Raw genomic sequence first — 20,035 nt, 5'->3', positions numbered from 1 at the left:
TGTCCTTGGTCATTTGGTGGTGTAGCCGCCGTCGGCGACGAATTCGGAACCCGTGCAGAAACTTGCCTCGTCGGAGATGAGGAACAGCACGAGATCGGCCAGCTCACCAGGTGCAGCGGCCCGGGGGAGCGGCTGGTCGTGCACCATCGAGTGCGAGCGATCGGAATCGGCGGTCATCTCGGTGGCCACGACGCCGGGATGTACCGAGTTGACCCGGATGCCGTCGGCGCCGAACTCCTGGGCGGCGGCCTTGGTCATCCCGCGCACCGCCCATTTGGAGGCGACGTAGCCGAGGATATTGCTGAATGCGATGATGCCGCCGATCGAGGAAATATTGACGATCGAGCCGCCGCCCGCCCGGCGCATCGACGGCACAACGGCTTTCATGCCGAGGAACACCCCGACCTGGTTCACATCGATCACCCGCCGGTAATCTGCCTCGGCGAGCCGCTCGATCGGATCGACGTGCACGATGCCCGCGTTATTGACCAGCCCGGAGACCGGTCCGAAGGTGCGCTCCGCCTCGGCAACCACTGCGGCCCACGCGGATTCGTCGGTGACGTCGAGGCGACAGAACACCGCATGGTCGCCGAGTTCGGCGGCCACCGCCTTACCCTCGTCGACGAGCACATCCGCCACGACCACCGAGGCGCCCTCGCTGACCAGTCGACGGGCGAATGCCGCACCCATACCGCGCGCGCCTCCGGTCACGATGACCGTCTTGCCACTCACTCTGTCCACGTCACGCTCCTGAATCGGCGATGTGATCGGCCGCGATATAGCCGAACACCATGGCGGGCCCGATGGTCGCCCCCGCGCCCGCGTAGCTGTTGCCCATGACGGCGGCCGAATTATTGCCCGCCGCATACAGTCCGGCGATCGGCGCGCCGTCTTCGCGCAGCACCCGGGAGTGCTCGTCGGTGACCAGGCCGCCCTTGGTGCCCAGATCGCCGGGCACCATCTCGACCGCGTAGAACGGACCCTGATCGATAGGTGCCAGACAGGGATTCGGTTGCACGGTGGGGTCGCCGTAGTAGCGGTCGTAGGCGGATTCACCGCGATGGAAGTCCTCGTCGCGTCCGGCGCGCGCGAAACCGTTGAACCGCTGCACCGTCGCGATCAAGGAATCGGCCGGAACACCGATCTTGGTGGCGAGTTCGGCGAGCGTGTCGGCCTTCTTGATGATCCCGGCATCGAAATACTTCTGCGGGATGGCCTGTTTCGGGAAGGTGCCGAGGAACAGGTATCGATCGCGGAAGCGCTGATCCATGATGAAGTGCGCAGGCACATGGCCCACACCGGTCGAATGCTGCTCGTACATCGTGTGCACCACATCGACATAGCTGGCCGATTCATTGGTGAACCGCTCGCCCGCGTCATTGACCATGATCGCGCCGGGCTGGGATCGCTCGGCCAGGCAGAAGAACGGCGGCCCGTCCGGATTGCGCACCGACGGTCCCCACCAGGCGTCGTCCATCAGATCCAGTGCGGCGCTGAGCTTTTCACCGGCCCGAATGCCGTCACCGACATTCTCGGTCGCGCCGACGGTCCAGTCGGTGCTGACCGGCTCGGTGAAGAACTGTTTGCGCATTTCCAGGTTGTGCTCGAAACCACCGGCGGCGAGCACCACACCGCGCCGCGCACGGATGACGATCGGTGCACCATCGCGCTGCGCGCGGACCCCGACCACCGCATCGTCGGCGGTAATCAGTTCGGTGAGTGGGGTATTCAGCCAAACCGGCACATCCGCGTCGCGCAGCGCCAGCCACAGCCGGGCCACCAGCGCCTTGCCCAGGCTCAGCGGCTGCCGTCCCCGGATCCGGTTCAACACCGCCAAGGCGGCGACCTTCATCGCGGTGCGCTTACCCTTCCAGGTCCGCGCGATCATATTCAGATCGTGGAAGTCGCTGACGGTGAACGCGATTCCCTTCGGGCCGGACATAGTCGGCCGGTTGATCAGCTCCAGATCCTCGCCGAGCAGTCGGCCGTCGATAATCGCCGGTTCGATGCTGCGGCCCTGCGCGAGGCCACCGGGCAGTTCCGGGTGGTAGTCGGAATAGCCACGGTCATAGACGAATTGGAGGTGGTCGGTGCGTGCGCTGAGATAGGTCATCATGCGCGGGCCGTTGTCCAGGAAGGCGTCCTGTTTGGCCTGCGGAACCCGGTCGCCGACAACGGATTTCAAGTAGACCCGGGCCAGATCCGGGCTGTCGGGCACGCCCTCTCGTACCAGCACCGGATTGTTCGGAATCCATACGCCGCCACCGGAGCGGGCGGTGGAACCGCCGAAGCTGCCGCTCTTCTCGATCAGCACCACCGAAAGCCCGCGATAGGCGGCGGTGAGCGCGGCGGTCATACCCGCCGCACCCGAGCCGACGACCACGACGTCGTAGGTGTTCTCCTCGGACATCTGGCTCTCTTTCCCTAGTAACCGGCGCCGGTGAGCATGCCGCCGTCGATGACGACCTCGGTTCCGGTGCAATAGCTCGCGGCATCCGAGGCCAGGAAGACGGCCGCCTCGGAGACCTCGCCGGGCTGTCCCCAGCGCGGAATAGGCAATCCGGCGAAGAAGGTATTGCCGTCGACGCCGGAGCCCGCCGCCGCCGTCATCGGCGTCGCAATACCGCCGGGATGGATGGAGTTGACCCGGATTCCGCTGGCGCCGAGTTCGCGCGCGGCCGATTTGGTCAGTCCGCGAATGGCGAATTTGCTTGCGCTGTAAGCCGATAGGCCCGCCGCGCCGACGAATCCCTCGACCGAGGAGATATTGACGATCGCGCCGCCGCCGGTCATCGCGGGCGCGGCGGATTTGATGCCCAGCCAGGTGCCGGTGACATTCACCGTCATGATCGTGGTGAAGTCGGCCAGGCTCATCTCGGCGATGCGCTGGAACCGCAGCAGGCCGGCATTGTTGACGAGCACATCGAGCTTGCCGAACTCGTCCACCGCGGTCCGCACCGCGGCCGCCCAGTCGGCCTCGCTGGTCACATCGTGGTGCAGATAGCGTGCGCCGGTTTCGGCGGCCAACTGTTCGCCCTGCGCATCGAGCACATCGCCGAACACCACCCGCGCACCCTCGGCAACGAAGCGGCGGACATGTTCGGCGCCCATCCCGCGCGCTGCGCCGGTGACCAGCGCGACCTTGTCATCGAGTCGACCCACGTCAGGTCCGTCCTTTCTCCGGCGTCGGTTCGACGCCGTATGCGATATCGACGCTATGGGCGCGCGGGCGGCGCGAACCGGAATAGTCCCATCCACCGAGACATGCACCTGACCTCAACAAGAGCATCGGAAATATTTCTACTAGGCATATTGAATTGCGGATGGACAGCCGGCAGTGCCGGTGGGGTGGGAAGAACAGAGTGGAGGCAATGCATGAAGTTCTCGATGATCTTCGAGGCACAGATGACCGACCCGTCGGCCGACCACGAACGGCAGGTATTGCGCGACTGCGTCGAGCAGGCGGTGCTGGCCGAGGAGATGGGGTTCGACACCGTCTGGGCGGTCGAACATCACGGCTTGAAGTGGTATGCGCATATGAGCGCCCCGGAGATCTTCCTGACCTGGGTGGCCGCGCGCACCGAACGGATCCGCATCGGCCACGGCGTGGTGTGCATGCCGTTCAACTTCAATCACCCGGTGCGCGCCGCCGAACGCGCGGCCATGCTGGACGTGCTCTCCAACGGGCGGGTGAATCTCGGCGCGGGTCGCGGCGCGACCCCGCAGGAGACCTCCATGTGCGGTGTCGATCCCGATCGCACCTATCAGGAGGTCGAGGAGTCGCTGCGCATTATCGGCAAGGCCTGGCAGGATCCGGAGGGCGAATTCGAATGGCACGGTGAGCTGCTCGATATCGATCCGCATCCGATGCTGCCGCGTCCGGTGCAGCTGCCGCATCCGCCACTGTTCATGGCGTGCACCAAGAAGGACACGCTGAAGCTGGCCGCCGACTACGGAATCGGCGCGCTGGTACTGGGTTTCGCGGGTGTGGCGGAGATCGCCGAACTGCGCCGCACCTATGACGCGGCCATTGCCGAGCGGACGGGGGAGAAGTTCGTCTCCACGGTGGTCAATGACCACTTCGCGGCACTGTGCCCGACGATCGTGCTCGACGACCGGGAGAAGGCGCAGCAGATCGGCGCGCGTGGACAGCGGTTCTTCGCGCAGTCCATCAAGCACTGGTACGGCGCGGGGCCGGTGCCGGACGAGGCCGTCGATCCGACTGTGGACGAGGTCGCCAAGATTCGTGAGGCCGCCGATGAGCATGTGGCGTATCTGCACGAGGCGAAGATTCCGGTGAAGACCGGGGCCACTTCGGTTTTCAATGCCGAGCACGCCTATGGCAGCCCGGAAGACGCCATCGCGTATGTCGAGCGGCTGCAGGCGGCCGGCGCCGACGAGATCCTGTGCCTGATCCAGATGGGGACGGTGCCGCAGGAGGCGTGCCTGGAGACCATTCGGCATTGGGGCGAGAAGGTCATTCCGCACTTCCGGGGAGCGGAGCGAGCCGGAAACATCGGGCAGAGCCGGGCAGCTGAGCGTGCCGAGACAACTGAATTCCTGGGAGCTTGAGATGACCGATCTCACTGGCAAAGTCGCCCTCATCACCGGTGCTGCTCGTGGCCAGGGTGAACAGGAAGCCCGGCTGTTCGTCGCCGCCGGCGCACACGTCGTCCTCACCGACGTACTCGAATCCGAGGGCCGAGCGGTCGCCGAATCCATCGGTGACTCAGCACGTTTCGTCCGCCACGACGTCAGTAGCCCCACCGACTGGGCCGCCGCGGTCGACACCGCGATCACCGAATTCGGCAGCATCGATGTGCTGGTGAACAATGCGGCGATCTACACCGCCAAACCGCTCCTGGAAACCTCCGCCGCGGAACTCGAACGCATTCTGCGCATCAACCTGATCGGGTCGTTCCTCGGCATCCAGGCCGTCGTGGATCCGATGCGGGCGGCGGGCGGTTCGATCGTGAATATCTCCTCGCAGGCCGGATTGCAGGGGCTGATGGGACATGCCGCGTACGGTGCGTCCAAATGGGCGCTGCGCGGGTTGACGAAGACGGCCGCGCTCGAGTTGGGTCCGCTCGGAATCCGGGTCAACTCGGTGCATCCTGGTCCGATCGCGACGCCGATGATCGGGCATCTCGGGCTGAGCACCGGTCCCGGCAGCTTTCCCTCACTACCGCTGGGTCGCGTCGGATTACCTTCGGAGGTGGCGGATTTGGTGGCATTCCTGGCCTCCGATGCCGCGGCGTTCATCACCGGTGCGGAATTGGCCGTCGACGGCGGATTGTCGGCGGGACAGTTCATTCCGCCGGATGCGCTGCCGCCGGTCGGAGCCGCGGGCGAGGCGTGAGCATGCCGCTGAAGCCCGAAGCTCAGGTGATCGTCGATGTCGCCTCGGCCGGATTTCCCGCGCTGGGCACCGAAGTGATCGATGCCGCCGAGGCGCGCCGGATACTCGCCGCGCGCCCGGCAGCCCCGGTCGATTCGATTCCGGTGGGGCAGGTCGAGGAGCGTTCGGTGCCGGGACCTGCTGGGGCACCCGAGGTTCGGGTTCGCATGTACTGGCCCGCCGAGTACGACGCCGACCTGCCGGTCGTGATGTTCTGCCACGGTGGCGGTTTCGTCATCTGTGACCTCGACAGTCACGATCAGTTGTGTCGTGCGATGAGCAATGGTGTCGGTGCGATCGTGGTTTCGGTCGACTACCGGCAGGCACCCGAGCATCGGTTCCCGGCGGCCGCCGAGGATGCGTACGCGGTCCTGAAATGGATCGCGGCCCAGGCGAGTTCCTTCGGCGGTGATCCAGCCCGCATCGGGGTGGCCGGTGACAGCTCCGGCGGCAACCTGGCCGCCGTCACCGCGTTGATGGCCCGGGATCGCCATGGCCCGGCCATCGCCCATCAACTGCTGGTCTACCCGATGCTCGACCCGGTCCGTGACACCGTCTCCTATCGGGAGAATGCCTACGGTTACTTCGTCACCGACGACCATTTGCGCTGGTATTGGGAGCAATACCTCGCCTCGGCCGCCGATGCCGACAACCCGTACGCCGCACCCCCACGCGCGGCCGACCTGTCCGGCCTCCCGCCCGCCTACATCCTCACCGCCGAATTCGACCCACTCCGCGATGAGGGCGAGGCCTATGGTCGGCGGCTGCGGGATGCGGGTGTCGAGACCGTCACGATTCGCTACGACGGCCAATTCCACGGCTTCTTCAGCATGGCCGACAACCTGCCGGATGCCAAAGATGCTGCCGACCGAGCCTTTTCGGCCGTTCGCCGAGCATTGGAGAAGCCATGACCGTCGAACGTCTCGGCACTATCTTCCCGGCCGACAACCTCACCGGCGCTATAGATCTGCTCACCGCGGTACTGGGTACGACCGCAACATTCGTCGACGGTGATCGGTGGGCGCAATTCGATATCGGACCGACTCGGGTCATGCTCGCCGGTGCCGATGAACGCGACATCCCATCCCTCGCCGTCAAAGTCGGCGACCTGGACGCGACCCTCGCGCGCCTGCGAGCCGCCGGATTTCCGGCCGACGATCCGGTCACCGGCCCGCACGAACGACGCACCTCGGTCCGGCCGTCCCGCGAATCCCCGTGGGCGATCGTCCTGTACGAGCCCGCCGCCGGATAACCGGCCGGTGTGGTTCGGATAACTTCGCGCGCCACCCTCCATACGCTACCGTATGGGCAGTGTTCCATACGGGACCGAATGGAGGGTTGGGTCATGGTTCGAAATATCCATCAGCGGGAGTACCCGGTGCCCGCGGATCAGCTCGGTGCGTTGCTCGGCAGGGCCGCCGAGCCGGACAGTCCGGTGTGGCCGCCCGGTTGGCCCGCGCTGGTCCTCGACCGGCCACTCGGTGTCGGGGCCGACGGCGGACACGGCGTCATCCGGTACCGGTGTACCGAGTGGGTGCCGGGTCGCCGAGTGGAGTTCACCGTCGCGCCCGGATCCTTCTTGGTCGGCACACACAGCCTCGACGTGCTGGACGGCCCGTGGCCGGACAGCAGCATCCTGCGCCACGAGATCGACTGCCGCCTGCGCGGAATCGGCCACCTGCTGTGGCCCCTGGCCATCCGCTGGATCCACGACGCGATGATCGAGGCGCTGCTCGACCGAACCGCGGTCTCCCTCGGTCACCCACCCGTCACCCCGGCCCGCCCGTCCCCATGGGTCAACTTTCTGCGCTGGATCCTCTCTCGTCGTCCAGCGGCGCGGACCGCCGCACACGCCGATTTGCCCGCGTAGCCGGACGCAGTCCGTTCGACAGCAGCGTAAGCAGTCGCTCGGCCTGCGCGGAGGGGTCTGGTGAGTCCTGGGCGGCCCAGGCAATGGCCCCGATCATGCGCAGTACATCGGCCGCGTCGGCGGTCGCGATGACTGTGCCGGATTCCTGTGCGCGGTGTAGCAGAGCGGTGCCCATCGCGAAAGTCTCCGCGTGCCAAGCGGATACCAGATCCGCGCCGCCGTCGACGGCGGAATTCAGGATCGCGGCGGAGAGCCCACGGAAGGTGAGTGCGTGTGCGATCGCCGCACGCAGCCAGGTGGTGAGTGCCTGGTAGCTATCCGGCTCTTTCGTCAGGTCGCGGCCCAGTTGGGCCAGCTCGGCGACGCGCTCGCCCAGCACTGCCTCGATGAGTTCGAGACGAGTCGGAAAGTGTCGGTAGAGGGTACCGCTGGCGACCCCCGCGCGCCGGGCGATGTCGTCGAGTGAGGCGTCGACGCCGTGCTCGGCGAAGGCGAGGCGGGCCTGTTCGAGCAGGCGCTCGTAGTTGCGTCGGGCATCGGCACGCATCGGCCTCGTTGCGCCGGTGGATTTTTCGCGCGTCAGCGGGCTCTCCTCTTGCTAACCGGGGACATAGTCCGTTACTGTCTCGGATAACCGGACTATGTCTCATCTTATGGCAAGAGTGGGGCGGCAGGAGGTCGTCATGGCTTTGTCGGTGCAGGACCGGATCGAGATCGGTGATCTGATCGCGATGCACGGACATCTCATGGACGCGGGTGAGCTCGATCGGATGGATGAGCTGTTCACCGCGGAAATCACTTATGACCTCAGTGATTTCGGGGCCGGCGAGCTACGCGGAATTCCAGCGCTGCGGGAGGCCGCGGTCGCGCTCGGTGCCGGGAATCCGGTCGGGCATCACATTACGAATGTGGTCGTCGCGGAGGTGGACGGTGCGGTTCGGGTGCGGTCGAAGGGGATCGGGATCTATGCCGATGGGACCAGCGGCAGCGTCGAATACGACGATACGGTCGTGCGTGTGGCAACCGGTTGGCGCATCTCGTATCGGCGGGTGATCGCGCACAAGCTGCCGCTGGGTGGACGAGCGACCAGGTCGGCTTAGGGCGACAAACCGACCGCTTTTCTACTTTTCTCGGCTACATATTTGTTAGCCGTATACGGACGGTCGTGCGTTGATAGTGTCGCGCAATGTCGGATATGCGGGACGCTCATCTCGAAGCCGAGCCTCCCACCGACCGCCAAGTCGTGCGGCCCGGGGTTGATCCAGAGCGGGCAGTACCGGCCAAGGTCGAGGTCGACGACGAGGAGAAGCCCGCGCGGATATTGCGCGGATGGACCGAGTGGGTGGTTGCGACGGCCGCGTTCGCGGTCGCGTTGCTGGTGCTGTGGCAGGTTTTTCGGCCGCTGGCGCAGGGGAGTCAGTACTACCTGGTGATCTTCCTGGCCGGGACATTGCCGGTGGTGTTCCTGGCCTATCGGTCCGGGCTGCGATGGTTCGATCGGCGGAACGGTCCTGGTCCGCTCGACTGGTTATTGGCCGTGGTCACGCTGGTGGTGTGCCTGTATCCGGTGCTACCGATGGCGATCGGGTCCGGTGGGGGCGGGTACAACGCATTCCTGGATCGGCAGGGTTTGTTCGATCCGGTCGATATCACCATGGGCACGGTGCTGCTGGTGCTGGTGCTGGAGGCCTGCCGGCGCACCACGGGCTGGGTATTGCCCGCGGTGTGCCTGGTATTCATCGCCTACGGCTACTACGGCGGATACTTGCCACAGCACTGGACCATCGCGCACGCCGGACTCGACTTCGGACAGATCGTCGATGCGCTCTACAACTCCGGCAGCGGGTTCTACGGCACGCCACTGGATGTCGCGGCCAGCTACATAGTGCTGTTCACCCTCTACGGCGCCGTACTCGAATTCTCCGGTGCGGCACAGTTCTTCGTCGATCTGTCGGTCGCGGCCTTCCGCCGCTCGCGCGGTGCGGCCGGACGTACTACCGTCGCATCCGGATTCCTGCTCGGCACCGTCTCCGGATCGGGCACCGCGACCGCGGTCACGGTCGGCGCGGTCACCTGGCCGATCCTGCGGCGCGCCGGATATCCGCCGGAACAGGCGGCGGGTGTGCTCGCGGCGGCGGGTGTCGGTGCGATCCTGTCACCGCCGACACTGGGTGTCGCGGCATTCATCGTCGCCGAATATCTCGACGTCTCCTATGTGACGGTGCTCGGATGGGCGATGATCCCGACGCTGCTGTACTACTTGGGAATTCTGCTTGCGGTCGAGATCGATGCGCGCAGGCTCGGCGCGGAGTCGGTCGAGATCAGCACCACCTCGGTATGGCGACTGCTGGCCCGATTCGGTTACCACTTCCTGTCTTTGATCGCGATTGTAGTGCTGCTGCTGATCGGCGTGAGCGCCGCGCGCGCCGTGGTGTACGCCACCGCACTGGCTTTCGTGCTCGCCTTCCTGGATGCGCGCATCCGCGCCGAGGCACGTTCACCGCGGCGGCTCTTCCAGATGCTCGGCAGCGGCGTGCGTTCGGCGCTGCCGGTGGTCGCGGTGTGCACGTCGGCGGGGGTGATCACCGCGATCGCCACCAAGACGGGACTCGGCGCGCAACTGGCATCGCTGCTGGTGAGTGCGGGAAAGGCGTTGTCGGACAATCACACCGTCGTGTTGGCGTGCACCGTGGTGCTCGCCGCGATCGCACTCGCGCTGCTCGGACTCGCGGTTCCGGTGACCGCATCGTTCATTATCGGCTGGGCGATCATCGGTCCCGCCCTGCTCGCGCTCGACGTTTCCCCGCCCGCCGCGGCGATGTTCGTCTTCTACTACTCGGTGCTGTCCGAGGTGACACCGCCGACCGCGCTGGCCGCCGTGGGCGCGGCTGCCATTACCGGTGCGCGTGCGGTGCCGACGATGTGGCAGGCATTGAAGTACGCGCTGCCCGCCTTCCTGGTGCCGATTGTGTTCGTGCTCAGCGGCCCCGGCGAATATCTGCTCGGACACGGGCCGGTGCTCGGTGTGCTGTGGACGACGATCGCGGCCGGAGTCGGCGTTGCGGCACTGGCCGCCGCGACCGGCGGCTGGATCCTCGGCATCGGCCCGGCCGGACTCCCGGCCCGGCTGCTCGCCGCGGTGGCCGGACTGGCGCTGCTGTACCTGGAACCCGGCGCGCTCGTCGTCGGTCTGGCCGCGCTGACCGCGGCCGTCGGGCTAACGCTGCTCTCACGAAGGAGGACGACTTGAGAAGAGTTGCCATAGGATTCGCCGTCGCCGTGGTGTCGGCCGGATTGCTGACCGGATGTGGGGGCCGCCGCGACACACCGCAGTCCGACACCGGCGGCGAGGTCACCTGCGAGGTGCAGAGCGAGACCCGCGTCGGCATCGCGACGGGCAATTCGACCGGCGTGTACTTCGCGCTCGGCAATGCCTACGCCGACCAGATTTCGCAAGCCACCGGCGGCAAGGTGAAAGCGACCGCGGCCGAAACCGGTGCGTCGGTGCAGAATATCCAGCAATTGGTGGCCGGCACCTATCAGGTCGCATTCTCCCTCGCCGACACCGCCGCCGACGCGGTGCTCGGCAATGCCGGCTTCGACGGCAAAAAGCAACCGGTGCAAGCGCTTTCGCGGCTCTACCCGAACTACACCCAGGTGATCGTGCGGGCCGGCGCCGATATCGAATCGGTCGCCGATCTGCGCGGCAAGCGGGTCTCCACCGGCTCGCCGAAGTCCGGCACCGAGGTGATCGCCCAGCGAATACTGCAGGCGGCGGGGTTGAACCCGGACAACGATATCGAGGCCCAACGCCTGGATCTCACCAAAACGGTGGACGGTATGAAGGACGGTTCCATCGACGCCATGTTCTTCTCCGGCGGCCTGCCGACACCCGGTATCACCGATCTGTTGACCTCGGACAAGGGCAAGGTGCGCTTCCTCGATATCTCCGAACTCACCGGCAGTATGCACGCGGTCAACCCGGTGTACGAGGAAGGCACCATTCCGGGCACCGTCTACGGACTGTCCGCCGATGTGAAGACCATCGTCGTGCCGAACCTGTTGCTGGTACGCGACGATCTGGATGCGAACCTGGCGTGCGTCCTCACCAAGACGCTGTTCGACCGCAAAACCCAACTGGAACAGGCCAATTCGGCCGCGAAGGGGATCAGCCGCGATTCCGCGACGATTACCGCACCGGTGCCCCTGCATCGCGGTGCGGCGCACGCCTTGACGAAGTAGCTCAGGAGGCCAACGCTTCGGTCAATGCCCGGGCGATATCGACTGTGGCGGTGATGAATTCGTCGCGTTCGGACTTGGTGGTCGATGCCCGCAGCGGCCCCGATTGGACTTCATACGCGGCCGTACCTTTCGCATCGAAAACCGGTGCGGCGAGGTAACTCAGCGGGAGTTCGGCATCGGAGTCGAGTTCTGCCTTGGTGAACGGCCGCGAGGTGAGAAATGCGAGGCGGCGCAGCGCCCGGGTACGCAGGTGCGGCTGCACGAGTTCGGTCCCCATCGCGCTGAGCAGGTCGGCGAGGAGTTCGACCGTGCCCGCATCATCGGTGCGTGGGCGGAACAGGGCAACGCCGCGATCACGCACGAGCGTGAGCAGCCCGCTCGCGACGCGACGGTCCGAGTCCGGCGCGGTGGCCAGCCACGTGTTCTGCTCGGCAGCCGAACGCCACGGCATTACGCTCGCCCCCGCCGGAAATTGCATCGGGATGCGATGGCCGACGGGGATGCCGGGGACGACGCGTTCGGGCCCGTGGCGCACATCGAGCACGGTGAGGTGATCGGGTTCGATACGACTCAACGTCGCGCCGTAGCCGGTCCGCACGGTGAGTTCGGCGAGGATATCGCCGAGTGCGTGCGGCAGTGCGGGACCGTGCAGATTCGCCAGCGTCGGACCGAGACCGTATCCGCGGCTCGCGTCGCGTCGCACCCAGCCCGCCGACTCCAGTTCGGCCAGAATCGCCGTCGCGGTCGCGCGGGCGATATCGAGCCGGTCCGCGATGCCCGCGACGCTGATCGGCTCCGGCGTCGCGGCGAGCAGCGACACGATATCGATGACACGGCGGGTCGGCGGGGACGGGGACCGGTCGGTCATGTGCAACCCCTTGTGCGGCTCGGCAGGACAGCTCTACGATGACGAATATTACGACAGTATAGCGTCGAATATTCGACAGGTGGAGCTCTCATGATCCTGGACAGATTCCGAATCGACGGACAGGTCGCCGTCGTCACCGGTGCTGGGCGCGGCCTCGGCGCGGCGATCGCGGTGGCCTTCGCGGAGGCGGGCGCGGATGTCGTCATCGCATCCCGCACCAAGAGCCAGCTGGACGAAGTCGCCGAGCAGGTGGCTGCGGTGGGCCGCCAGGCTCATGTCGTGCCCGCGGATCTCAGCGATATCGAGGCAACCGCCGGACTGGCCGCCGCGGCCGTCGAACGCTTCGGGCGCCTCGATATCGTGGTCAACAATGTGGGCGGTGCGCTGCCGTGCCCGCTGCTCGATACGACACCGGATGCGCTGGTCGAGGCGTTCAACTTCAACGTCACCAATGCGCATGCGCTGGTCCGCTCGGCGGTACCGAAGATCCTCGAAACCGCCGGTGGCGGTTCGATTCTCAATATCACCTCGACCATGGGCCGCCTGCCCGGCCGCGCCTTCGTCTCCTACGGAACGGCGAAAGCGGCGCTGGCGCATTACACCCGGTTGGCGGCGATGGACTTGAATCCGCGCATCCGGGTGAATGCCATTGCGCCCGGATCGATTCTGACCTCCGCGCTGGAGATCGTGGCGGGCAATGATGCGATGCGTACCGAGCTGGAGGCCAAGACGCCGCTGCACCGCATCGGCGAACCCGAGGATATCGCCGCCGCCGCACTGTATTTGGTGTCGCCCGCGGGAAAGTACGTCACGGGCAAGGTGCTCGAACCCGACGGCGGCCTGATCGCGCCGAATCTCGATCTCCCGCTTCCGGATCTGTCATGAGCTACCGCGTAGTCCAATGGGGCACCGGGAATGTCGGTGCACATGCGCTGGCGGGTGTGATCGCGAATCCGGATCTCGAGCTGGTCGGGGTATGGGTGTCGGGACCGAAGAAGGACGGGCTCGATGCGGGAACCATTGCCGGACTCGATGATCCGGTCGGTGTGACCGCGACGACGGATACCGAGGCGATCCTGGCCGCGAAACCCGACTGTGTCGTCTACTGCTCGATGACCGACAATCGACTGCTGGAGGCCGTCGAGGATCTGCGCAGATTGCTCAGCGCGGGCATCAATGTGGTGGCGTGCGCGCCGGTGTTCTTCCAGTACCCCTACGGCGTGCTGCCCGACGAATTGCTGAAGCCGATTCAAGACGCGGCGGCACAGGGCAATTCGTCGCTGTGGGTCAACGGTATCGATCCAGGTTTCGCCAATGATCTGCTGCCGCTCGCGCTCGCGGGCACCTGCCTGCGCATCGACCAACTGCGGTGTCTGGAGATCGTCGACTACGCCAGTTACGACAACCGCGAGGTCATGTTCGACATCATGGGGTTCGGCAAACCGCTGGACGAGGTCCCGATGTTGTTGCAGCCCGGGGTGTTATCGCTCGCGTGGGGCGGCACCGTGCGCCAGTTGGCGGCAGGCATCGGTGTCACCCTCGACGCAGTCACCCAGACCTACGAACGCATCCCCGCTCCCGAATCCTTCGATATCGCCACCGGCCATATCGCCGAAGGTACCGCCGCGGCACTGCGTTTCGAGGTCCGCGGCATGGTCGGCGACGAGCCCGTGACCGTTCTCGAGCACGTCACACGTCTACGTCCCGACCTGTGCCCCGATTGGCCGCAGCCCGCTCACCACGAGGGCTCCTATCGCGTCGAGATCACCGGCGAGCCGAGTTACGCCATGGACCTGGTCACCTCGAGCCGCAATGGCGACCACAACCACGCCACCCTGCTGGCGACTGCGATGCGCATCGTCAACGCCGTCCCGGCGGTCGTCCAGGCACCATCGGGCATCCTTACGGCCCTCGACCTTCCGCTCATCACAGCGCCCGCTACTCGCCCGGCGTAGTTTCCCCGGGGACTGCACCCATCTCGCCTGCCGTCGGCCGGATTCGCACCTCCAGGAGAGGTGCGAATCCCGACAAGGTTTACTGGGCGAGGGCTGCGAGCGCACGGTCCACGTCGGCGTCGCTGTTGTAGAGGTGGAACGAGAATCGAAGGTCGCCGGCCCGGGCGGAGGTGAGCACGCCGGCCTCCTCCAAACGAGGTGCCGCATCACCGGCTCCCGAAACGGCGACAATCGCCGAGTCCGCTGGCACCGACTGGAATCCCAACTCCGCCAATCCGGTTCGGAATCGGGTGGCAAGTTCGCGGTTGTGCGCGCCGATCTTGTCGACGGTCAACTCTTCGATCAAGGACAGTGCGGATAGTGCGGTGATGACGCCGAGCCAGTCCGGTGTGGAATCGAAACGCCGGGCGGTCGTGGGCAGCGCGGTCGGTTCGTACAGCGCGGCCCAGCGATCGGCCGCCGCGTACCAGCCGGGGCTGATCGGGCGCAGCGGCGCGGCCGCTTCCGGCGGTGCGGCGAAGAAGGCCACGCTGCGTGCGCCGATCAGCCACTTGAAGGTCGCGCACACCCAGTAGTCGGCATCGACGAAGCGCAGTGGAACCCACCCGGCGGCCTGGGTGGCATCGGCGAGCAGCCGGGCATTATGCGCCAGAGTTGCCGCGCGCAGCATCGGCAGATCGACGGCCCGGCCGTCCTTCGACTGGACCACGCTCACCGCTACCAACGCGGTCTCGGGGCGAACCTCGTCGGCGATGTGCTCCAACGGCACGAACCGGACGTTCAGGTCGCCGCGATGTACGAAAGGCATGGAGACAGAGGAGAATTCGCCTTCCGCGAGCAATACCTCCGACCCCGGCGGCAACGCGGCGACCACCGGCGCCATCAACCCCGCGACGGTGCCGCCCAGCGCGATATCGTCGGCCGAAGCGCCCGCGACCAGTCGTGCGAATCGGGCCCGCAATTCGGGTACCAGATAATCCAGCGTCGTCGGTGCGGTACGGCCCGCCGCCCAGAGCGCGTTGAACTCTTGCAATGCCGCCAGCGTTCGCGCGGCGGGCAACCCGTGGGAAGCGGTGTTCAGATAGGCGGTCTCGGTCGTGAATTCAGCGGGCGCAAGGGAGGACATGTTTCCACCCTCCGCCCCACTGCGGCTCCGGTCGAGTGCCACCCGGAAAATAGTGGTCTCAAATCCGGCAAGGTGTCCTATTTCTGTGTCGCCCACATATTCGTCAGCAGTTGGTAGCTGGGGGTGTCGGCGAGAGCCTGCATCGATTCGTAGATGCGTTGGTAACTGGTCGAGGTGATGCGCCAGTGCCCGTCCGGATCGAGTCGGTAGGTGTCGGAATAGTAGCCTGCGCCGCGGATGAGGACGCCGTATTCGGTGGCGATCACGGTGTCCTCGAAAGCCCACGAGCCCGTTGCGGTATCGCCGTCCACGGTGATCTCGGGATGGTTCGCGATATGGGCCGTGACCACGGAGGGGCCGAGGTTCTCGCGCATGAAGGCGGTGACGGCGTCGCGACCGTCCAGGGTCAGCGGTTCACCGAGGGCGTGAGTGCCGTAGCGACCGGCGACGTCGACGGCGAGGGTATTCCCGAAGTCGTCCCATTGTTTGAGATCGAGGGTCCGGAAGTAGCGGTACTTGAGCTGGCGGACGGCTTCGATGGCGGCGAGATCCATCCGTTCAGCTTGGCATTTGCCGGGTCTCTAGACAAGAACGTGTTCTACCTTGTTCGGGCTGCCGCAGCACCTCCGCCCGCAGAAATCCGAAGCGGACCCTTCCCCTGGCAGCCGACATCGGCCTCGGCCGTACCTCGCGGCGGATGCATTGATGGAATGGTTCACAACTCGACTTCGTGCACTGCGGCACCGGCTCGCACTTCGAGGACCGCCAGCAGGACCATCCGGCACACCGACATATCCGACATGTGTCCACGCAGGGTTATCACTGCGTGGGCCTCGGCTCGCCGGCATTCCTGGACGAGATCGACGAACGCCGGGGGCAGTGTCCCGTTCTGCGGTGGGGGCTCGCAGAACACGGCGCCCAGCTCATAGCCGAGTGATCTGGCACTGTCCCGCAGTCTGTCTTCGCTCGAATTCCGGTCGCGGTCACGGAGTAAATCGTCGCGCAGGTATCCGTATGCAAGAGGTAATAGTGCAGTTGTCATGGGATGGTTTGGCTTCCGGTCGGTCGGCCACGAGAGATTACATTTCTGTCGGCCGGATGGATCTGTCATCGCAGGGCGGCATATACGCACCTGTTCGCCGCTGACTCGGCAATGAAGTCGAGTTCGGCCGTCGCAAGGTTGTGTGGTGGAAGATCTGACGACGGCGTCACCCAGACCTTCGTCTTCTGCACGGACAACCAGCATGGGGCGTAGGAATAGATCGCCGCATCGGTAATGGACGTGGGCTATACCTATGGCAAGGCATCAGCAAGGCCCTCGCGAACACAAGCACCACTAGGGCGGGCGGGAGGCTGACCTCGAAGAATGCCGATATTTCAGGATGAGCGCGGTCGATCAGAACGCCGTCCGCGAACTCGACCATCGACGTCGAATGCACCTTCACCGACATGGCCTCCGGGAAGGACACCACATGCCGTTAGCTGGACGGGCTGATCGCGTACGTCCGCGACAGTTTCGTCGTCCTCGCCGATGTGTTGATACCGGGTGATGGTGGCGAGCTCGCTGACGACATAGATCCGGGTAAGTCGGGACCGAGATCGGATCCCCCGGGTCTTTCACGCGGTCCCTGCTGTCAGCGCGGCCGACGGGCGATTTCGCCGCGGACCTGGTCGGCGAGTCTACTGGGGATGTGCTGGGATATGTCCGCACGTGAAGTGATGGTCAGTTTGTTGAAAATCGCCGCGATTTGGGCGTCGACAGTTCGGGGCGACTTTCCACGGCGGAAGGCAATGTCGATGTTGGTCCACCCGGCCGCGGCCAGGATCGCGACCTGCTGTTCGGTCCGGGTCAATTCGTACCAGTGCGATGTGGTGGCCGCGTCCGCTGGAGTATCGATGGTCAGTGTGCCCAGTGCCAGCCGTTGCACTTCGTTTCGTTCCGGACGCAGACGCGTCCCTCGAGTTTCTGCCGCAGCGGAGGCGGCGGGCCCCAGCACCCGGCGGGCGACAGCGATAGCTTTTTCGGATTCGTCGAGGAGGGGGCCCGACGCCTTGATGTCGATGCCGAGCTTGGCTCGTAGGGTTGTGGTGCCCCCGGCCAGGTAGGCGATTTCGGTGGCCAGGGCGACCAGCTTCTTGCGGTCGGGTTTTCCGGCGACGAGCGAGTCGGTGATGATTCGGGCCAATGACCAGGTCCTAAACTGCACCAGCCATACCGCGGCCCATTGCTCGTTGGTGGCGAGGTGATATGCCAGTGAGGATCGTTCGAGGGCCAGTGCTTCGGTGGGGTTGCCGTGTCGGGTCAAGGCTGTCGACCTGGTGAGTTCGGCGCAAGCCTTTTCCCATGGAATTCCGGAGACGGTCGCGCGATCGAGGTAACACTGCGTGATCTCGCGGGCTTGCTGCGCGGTTCCCAGCAGGCCCGCGGCCAGGGCAGCAAACAGCTCGTTCATCGAGGCAGCGCCGCGGTCGCCATAGGCCTCGAATTTATTCTGGGCCCGGCTCAGGACGGTGATGGCGCGGGCGTCACGGCGCGCGAATATCAGCTCCGCCCCCCATGCGAATTCGACAGGAGCGGGCAGCCCGATGTCGGTCTCGGCGGTGTCTCGCCAGTTCCGCCTGGTGTCCGGGTCAGGGATGCAGGCGGCGACGCAGTCCTCGAGCAACTGTTCGGCATCCTCGAGGGTGCCTTGGAGCGTGGCGAGCCATGCGATGGTGGCCATGGCCCCGATCTGGAGTTCGGTGGGTTGCGGGGTCGCTGACCGGGTGGCGTCGAGGCAGCGTAGGGTCCATTGGCGTATTTCTCGTACCGAGCCGCTGGTGAAGCACACCTGCAAGGTGATCAGCCCGAGACAGATCTCCAGACCGTCCCCGGCTCGGCCCGGGGTGGTGATGCTGGTTTCGATCGCGGTGAGAGTGTTGGCCCAGACCGTCCGGGCCCAGTCCACCAGGGCTTGCCCTTCGGGATTGAACCAGTTGGCTGCGGCGTAGCCGATCCTGTCGTGGTAGTAGCGGCAGTGCCGCTGGGCCAAGCGGGTGGGTTCGTCCACCGCGGCGGTGGAGCGCTGGCGCAGTCGCTGCTGGGCGAATACCCGCAGGCTCTCCACTAGTGAATACCGCACCGTGGTCGCCGTCCTGTGCGTCGTGACCAACGATTGATCGACAAGGCGCTCGAGCAGGCCCTCGATCTCCTGCCGGGTCAAGGACACTTGGGTATCGCTGGTTTCGTCGTCACAGCAGATTGTCTCGATGGCGTCCAACTCGGCACCCACATCCGGTGCAGCCTCTGTGGTGTCGTCGGGATTGGTGTCGTAACCGGCGGCGAACACCGACAGGCGGTCGAAGAGCAGACGTTCCTTGTCGCTGCACAGCTCGTAGGACCAGGAGATGACGTCGACGACTCCTCGATGGCGCGGGTCGGCGCCCACGCGGGGGCCATGCGACCAACTCAGTCGAGTGTCATCAGCGTGGCCGGTGAGCCCGTGCAGGATGGCGGCCAACGGTTGGCGAAGCAGGCGTGCGGCCGCCAACTGGATGTAGAGGGGATGGTTGTGGACGTGGCGGCAGATCTCGGCGGCGGCGGTGGTCTGGTCTTTGCCGGTGACGGGATGTTCGGTGAGTTCGGCGCGTTGCCGAAATAGGGCCAAGGCCTCGCGCTGCGATAGCGGCGGAACGGTGATCAGGTGTTCATCGATCCAGCCGATGGGTTCGCGGCTGGTGGCCACGATGCTCAGCCCCGGTACCGCCTCGATGAGGTCGGCGATCAGGGGTCCGACACCGGAGAGTACGTGCTCGCAGTTGTCGAGCACCAGCACGGTGTGCGGGGCACGTCCGGTGGTGTCGGTTGAGGTGAGGGTGTCGACCAAGGCGTCCCACGCCGATCGCCCGGAGAAATCCGCCTCGATCACCGCATGGGCGACTTCTTCCGCGACCGCGGTCGAATCCGCATCTGGAGTCAGTCGAGCCAATCGCACCCAGCACGCGCGTGTTTTCCTGGCTTCGGTTTTACCGCAACGGCGCAACGCTTCGACGGCCAGACGAGTCTTCCCGATGCCACCCGGGCCGGTGAGGGTGATCAACCGGGCTGGGCCCAGCAGTAGGGTGCTGATCCTCTCCAGCTCGCGGTCTCGACCGACAAAGCTGTAGGTAACAGCGGGTAGGCTGCCTACACCTTCCCGGCGCCTGACATCCATACCATACGATTGTAGGCCCCGCATCCCGACGCTGAATCCCTCGTCATCAGCGCCACCTGATGGCCGAATGGATCTGTCCAGCCAGTAGCTCAGTTGGTTCGGGTGCGCAGCCGCTACCAGCGGTGTCTGCGGATGTTGCGGTCGGCGGGGCCGAGACGGCGCCGTCGAGAGAACCGTCACGAAATGAAGGCAGCCAAGAGCCATGTACGGCCGAGCCGATTTCGACCTTCTCTGCCGCCTGTCACTCAACGCATGACCCGAACATCAACGCCACCAACAACTTTGTGCCAGAGCCATTCCTTGCTGAACGTTGACAGCAATGACGCCCCCCCATATCGACGGCTGACGCGCGAAAGATCCACTGGCACAATGAGGCCGATGTG

The 20,035-nt window shown here is 65.5% G+C and carries 19 protein-coding genes; 10 read left to right on the top strand and 9 right to left on the bottom strand.

What is annotated here, in order from left to right:
* Positions 1–9: 9 nt before the first annotated feature.
* The 3 genes from ACIBW7_RS18255 to ACIBW7_RS18245 are packed head-to-tail and all read right to left on the bottom strand — an operon-like array spanning position 10 to position 3,162.
* Positions 10–741 carry a glucose 1-dehydrogenase gene (locus ACIBW7_RS18255; protein WP_397047566.1) on the bottom strand — a complete coding sequence of 244 codons (732 nt, stop codon included), beginning with the start codon at positions 739–741 and terminating at the stop codon, positions 10–12.
* A gap of 1 nt (position 742) precedes the next feature.
* The gene (kstD, locus tag ACIBW7_RS18250) at positions 743–2,410 is read right to left on the bottom strand and encodes a 3-oxosteroid 1-dehydrogenase (RefSeq protein ID WP_397047564.1); all 1,668 of its coding nucleotides are present in this window, start codon (positions 2,408–2,410) and stop codon (positions 743–745) included.
* A gap of 14 nt (positions 2,411–2,424) precedes the next feature.
* Entirely contained in the window at positions 2,425–3,162 is a 738-nt protein-coding gene (locus ACIBW7_RS18245; RefSeq protein WP_397047562.1) for a glucose 1-dehydrogenase, read from the bottom strand.
* A 213-nt stretch (positions 3,163–3,375) separates the two neighbouring features.
* On the opposite strand from ACIBW7_RS18245, the gene ACIBW7_RS18240 reads away from it, so the two are divergent.
* From ACIBW7_RS18240 to ACIBW7_RS18220, 5 genes are all read left to right on the top strand, one after another.
* Positions 3,376–4,572, top strand: a complete 1,197-nt coding sequence (locus tag ACIBW7_RS18240) for an LLM class flavin-dependent oxidoreductase (RefSeq protein ID WP_397047560.1) — start codon at positions 3,376–3,378, stop codon at positions 4,570–4,572.
* Between the two features lies 1 nt (position 4,573).
* Entirely contained in the window at positions 4,574–5,359 is a 786-nt protein-coding gene (locus ACIBW7_RS18235; RefSeq protein WP_397047558.1) for a glucose 1-dehydrogenase, read from the top strand.
* A 2-nt stretch (positions 5,360–5,361) separates the two neighbouring features.
* Positions 5,362–6,309 (top strand): alpha/beta hydrolase, encoded by a 948-nt coding sequence (locus ACIBW7_RS18230; RefSeq protein WP_397047556.1) that lies wholly within the window; start codon positions 5,362–5,364, stop codon positions 6,307–6,309.
* Positions 6,306–6,650, top strand: coding sequence for a hypothetical protein (locus ACIBW7_RS18225; protein ID WP_397047555.1), 345 nt, complete (start codon positions 6,306–6,308; stop codon positions 6,648–6,650). Before ACIBW7_RS18230 ends, ACIBW7_RS18225 begins: the two co-directional genes overlap by 4 nt.
* Before the next feature lie 93 nt (positions 6,651–6,743).
* Positions 6,744–7,268: an SRPBCC family protein gene (locus ACIBW7_RS18220; protein WP_397047553.1), complete on the top strand. Its 525-nt coding sequence runs from the start codon at positions 6,744–6,746 to the stop codon at positions 7,266–7,268.
* Here the strand turns inward: ACIBW7_RS18220 and ACIBW7_RS18215 are convergent.
* Positions 7,195–7,815 (bottom strand): TetR/AcrR family transcriptional regulator, encoded by a 621-nt coding sequence (locus ACIBW7_RS18215; RefSeq protein ID WP_397047551.1) that lies wholly within the window; start codon positions 7,813–7,815, stop codon positions 7,195–7,197. The genes ACIBW7_RS18220 and ACIBW7_RS18215 overlap by 74 nt on opposite strands.
* Before the next feature lie 136 nt (positions 7,816–7,951).
* Between ACIBW7_RS18215 and ACIBW7_RS18210 the strand changes: the two genes are divergently transcribed.
* From ACIBW7_RS18210 to ACIBW7_RS18200, 3 genes are all read left to right on the top strand, one after another.
* A complete protein-coding gene (locus tag ACIBW7_RS18210; RefSeq protein ID WP_397047549.1) occupies positions 7,952–8,368 on the top strand; it encodes a nuclear transport factor 2 family protein in 417 nt (138 codons plus the stop codon).
* Between the two features lie 86 nt (positions 8,369–8,454).
* A complete protein-coding gene (locus ACIBW7_RS18205; RefSeq protein ID WP_397047547.1) occupies positions 8,455–10,518 on the top strand; it encodes a TRAP transporter permease in 2,064 nt (687 codons plus the stop codon).
* Positions 10,515–11,510 (top strand): TAXI family TRAP transporter solute-binding subunit, encoded by a 996-nt coding sequence (locus ACIBW7_RS18200; protein WP_397047545.1) that lies wholly within the window; start codon positions 10,515–10,517, stop codon positions 11,508–11,510. Before ACIBW7_RS18205 ends, ACIBW7_RS18200 begins: the two co-directional genes overlap by 4 nt.
* 1 nt (position 11,511) lies before the next feature.
* On the opposite strand, the gene ACIBW7_RS18195 is transcribed toward ACIBW7_RS18200, so the two are convergent.
* Positions 11,512–12,378 carry a helix-turn-helix domain-containing protein gene (locus ACIBW7_RS18195; RefSeq protein ID WP_397047543.1) on the bottom strand — a complete coding sequence of 289 codons (867 nt, stop codon included), beginning with the start codon at positions 12,376–12,378 and terminating at the stop codon, positions 11,512–11,514.
* Between the two features lie 90 nt (positions 12,379–12,468).
* Between ACIBW7_RS18195 and ACIBW7_RS18190 the strand changes: the two genes are divergently transcribed.
* The gene (locus ACIBW7_RS18190; RefSeq protein WP_327098289.1) at positions 12,469–13,263 is read left to right on the top strand and encodes an SDR family oxidoreductase; all 795 of its coding nucleotides are present in this window, start codon (positions 12,469–12,471) and stop codon (positions 13,261–13,263) included.
* The gene (locus ACIBW7_RS18185) at positions 13,260–14,333 is read left to right on the top strand and encodes a diacylglycerol kinase (protein WP_397047541.1); all 1,074 of its coding nucleotides are present in this window, start codon (positions 13,260–13,262) and stop codon (positions 14,331–14,333) included. The genes ACIBW7_RS18190 and ACIBW7_RS18185 overlap by 4 nt, the downstream gene beginning before the upstream one ends.
* A 79-nt stretch (positions 14,334–14,412) precedes the next feature.
* Here the strand turns inward: ACIBW7_RS18185 and ACIBW7_RS18180 are convergent, their stop codons facing one another.
* The 4 genes from ACIBW7_RS18180 to ACIBW7_RS18165 form a co-directional block, all read right to left on the bottom strand.
* The gene (locus ACIBW7_RS18180; RefSeq protein ID WP_397047539.1) at positions 14,413–15,459 is read right to left on the bottom strand and encodes an aminotransferase class V-fold PLP-dependent enzyme; all 1,047 of its coding nucleotides are present in this window, start codon (positions 15,457–15,459) and stop codon (positions 14,413–14,415) included.
* A gap of 77 nt (positions 15,460–15,536) precedes the next feature.
* On the bottom strand, positions 15,537–16,013 hold the full coding sequence (locus ACIBW7_RS18175; RefSeq protein ID WP_397047537.1) for a nuclear transport factor 2 family protein: 477 nt from the start codon (positions 16,011–16,013) through the stop codon (positions 15,537–15,539).
* Positions 16,014–16,174: 161 nt separating this feature from the next.
* On the bottom strand, positions 16,175–16,501 hold the full coding sequence (locus ACIBW7_RS18170) for a hypothetical protein (protein WP_397047535.1): 327 nt from the start codon (positions 16,499–16,501) through the stop codon (positions 16,175–16,177).
* A 592-nt stretch (positions 16,502–17,093) separates the two neighbouring features.
* Positions 17,094–19,652: an ATP-binding protein gene (locus ACIBW7_RS18165; protein ID WP_397047533.1), complete on the bottom strand. Its 2,559-nt coding sequence runs from the start codon at positions 19,650–19,652 to the stop codon at positions 17,094–17,096.
* Positions 19,653–20,035 lie beyond the last annotated feature (383 nt).

Origin of the sequence: Nocardia sp. NPDC049526 (genome assembly GCF_044465765.1) — a bacterium.
In the GTDB taxonomy this organism is placed as follows: Bacteria; Actinomycetota; Actinomycetes; order Mycobacteriales; family Mycobacteriaceae; genus Nocardia.
Note: the sequence above shows the minus strand (reverse complement) of the source record. Positions and strands in the feature narration are given on the sequence as shown.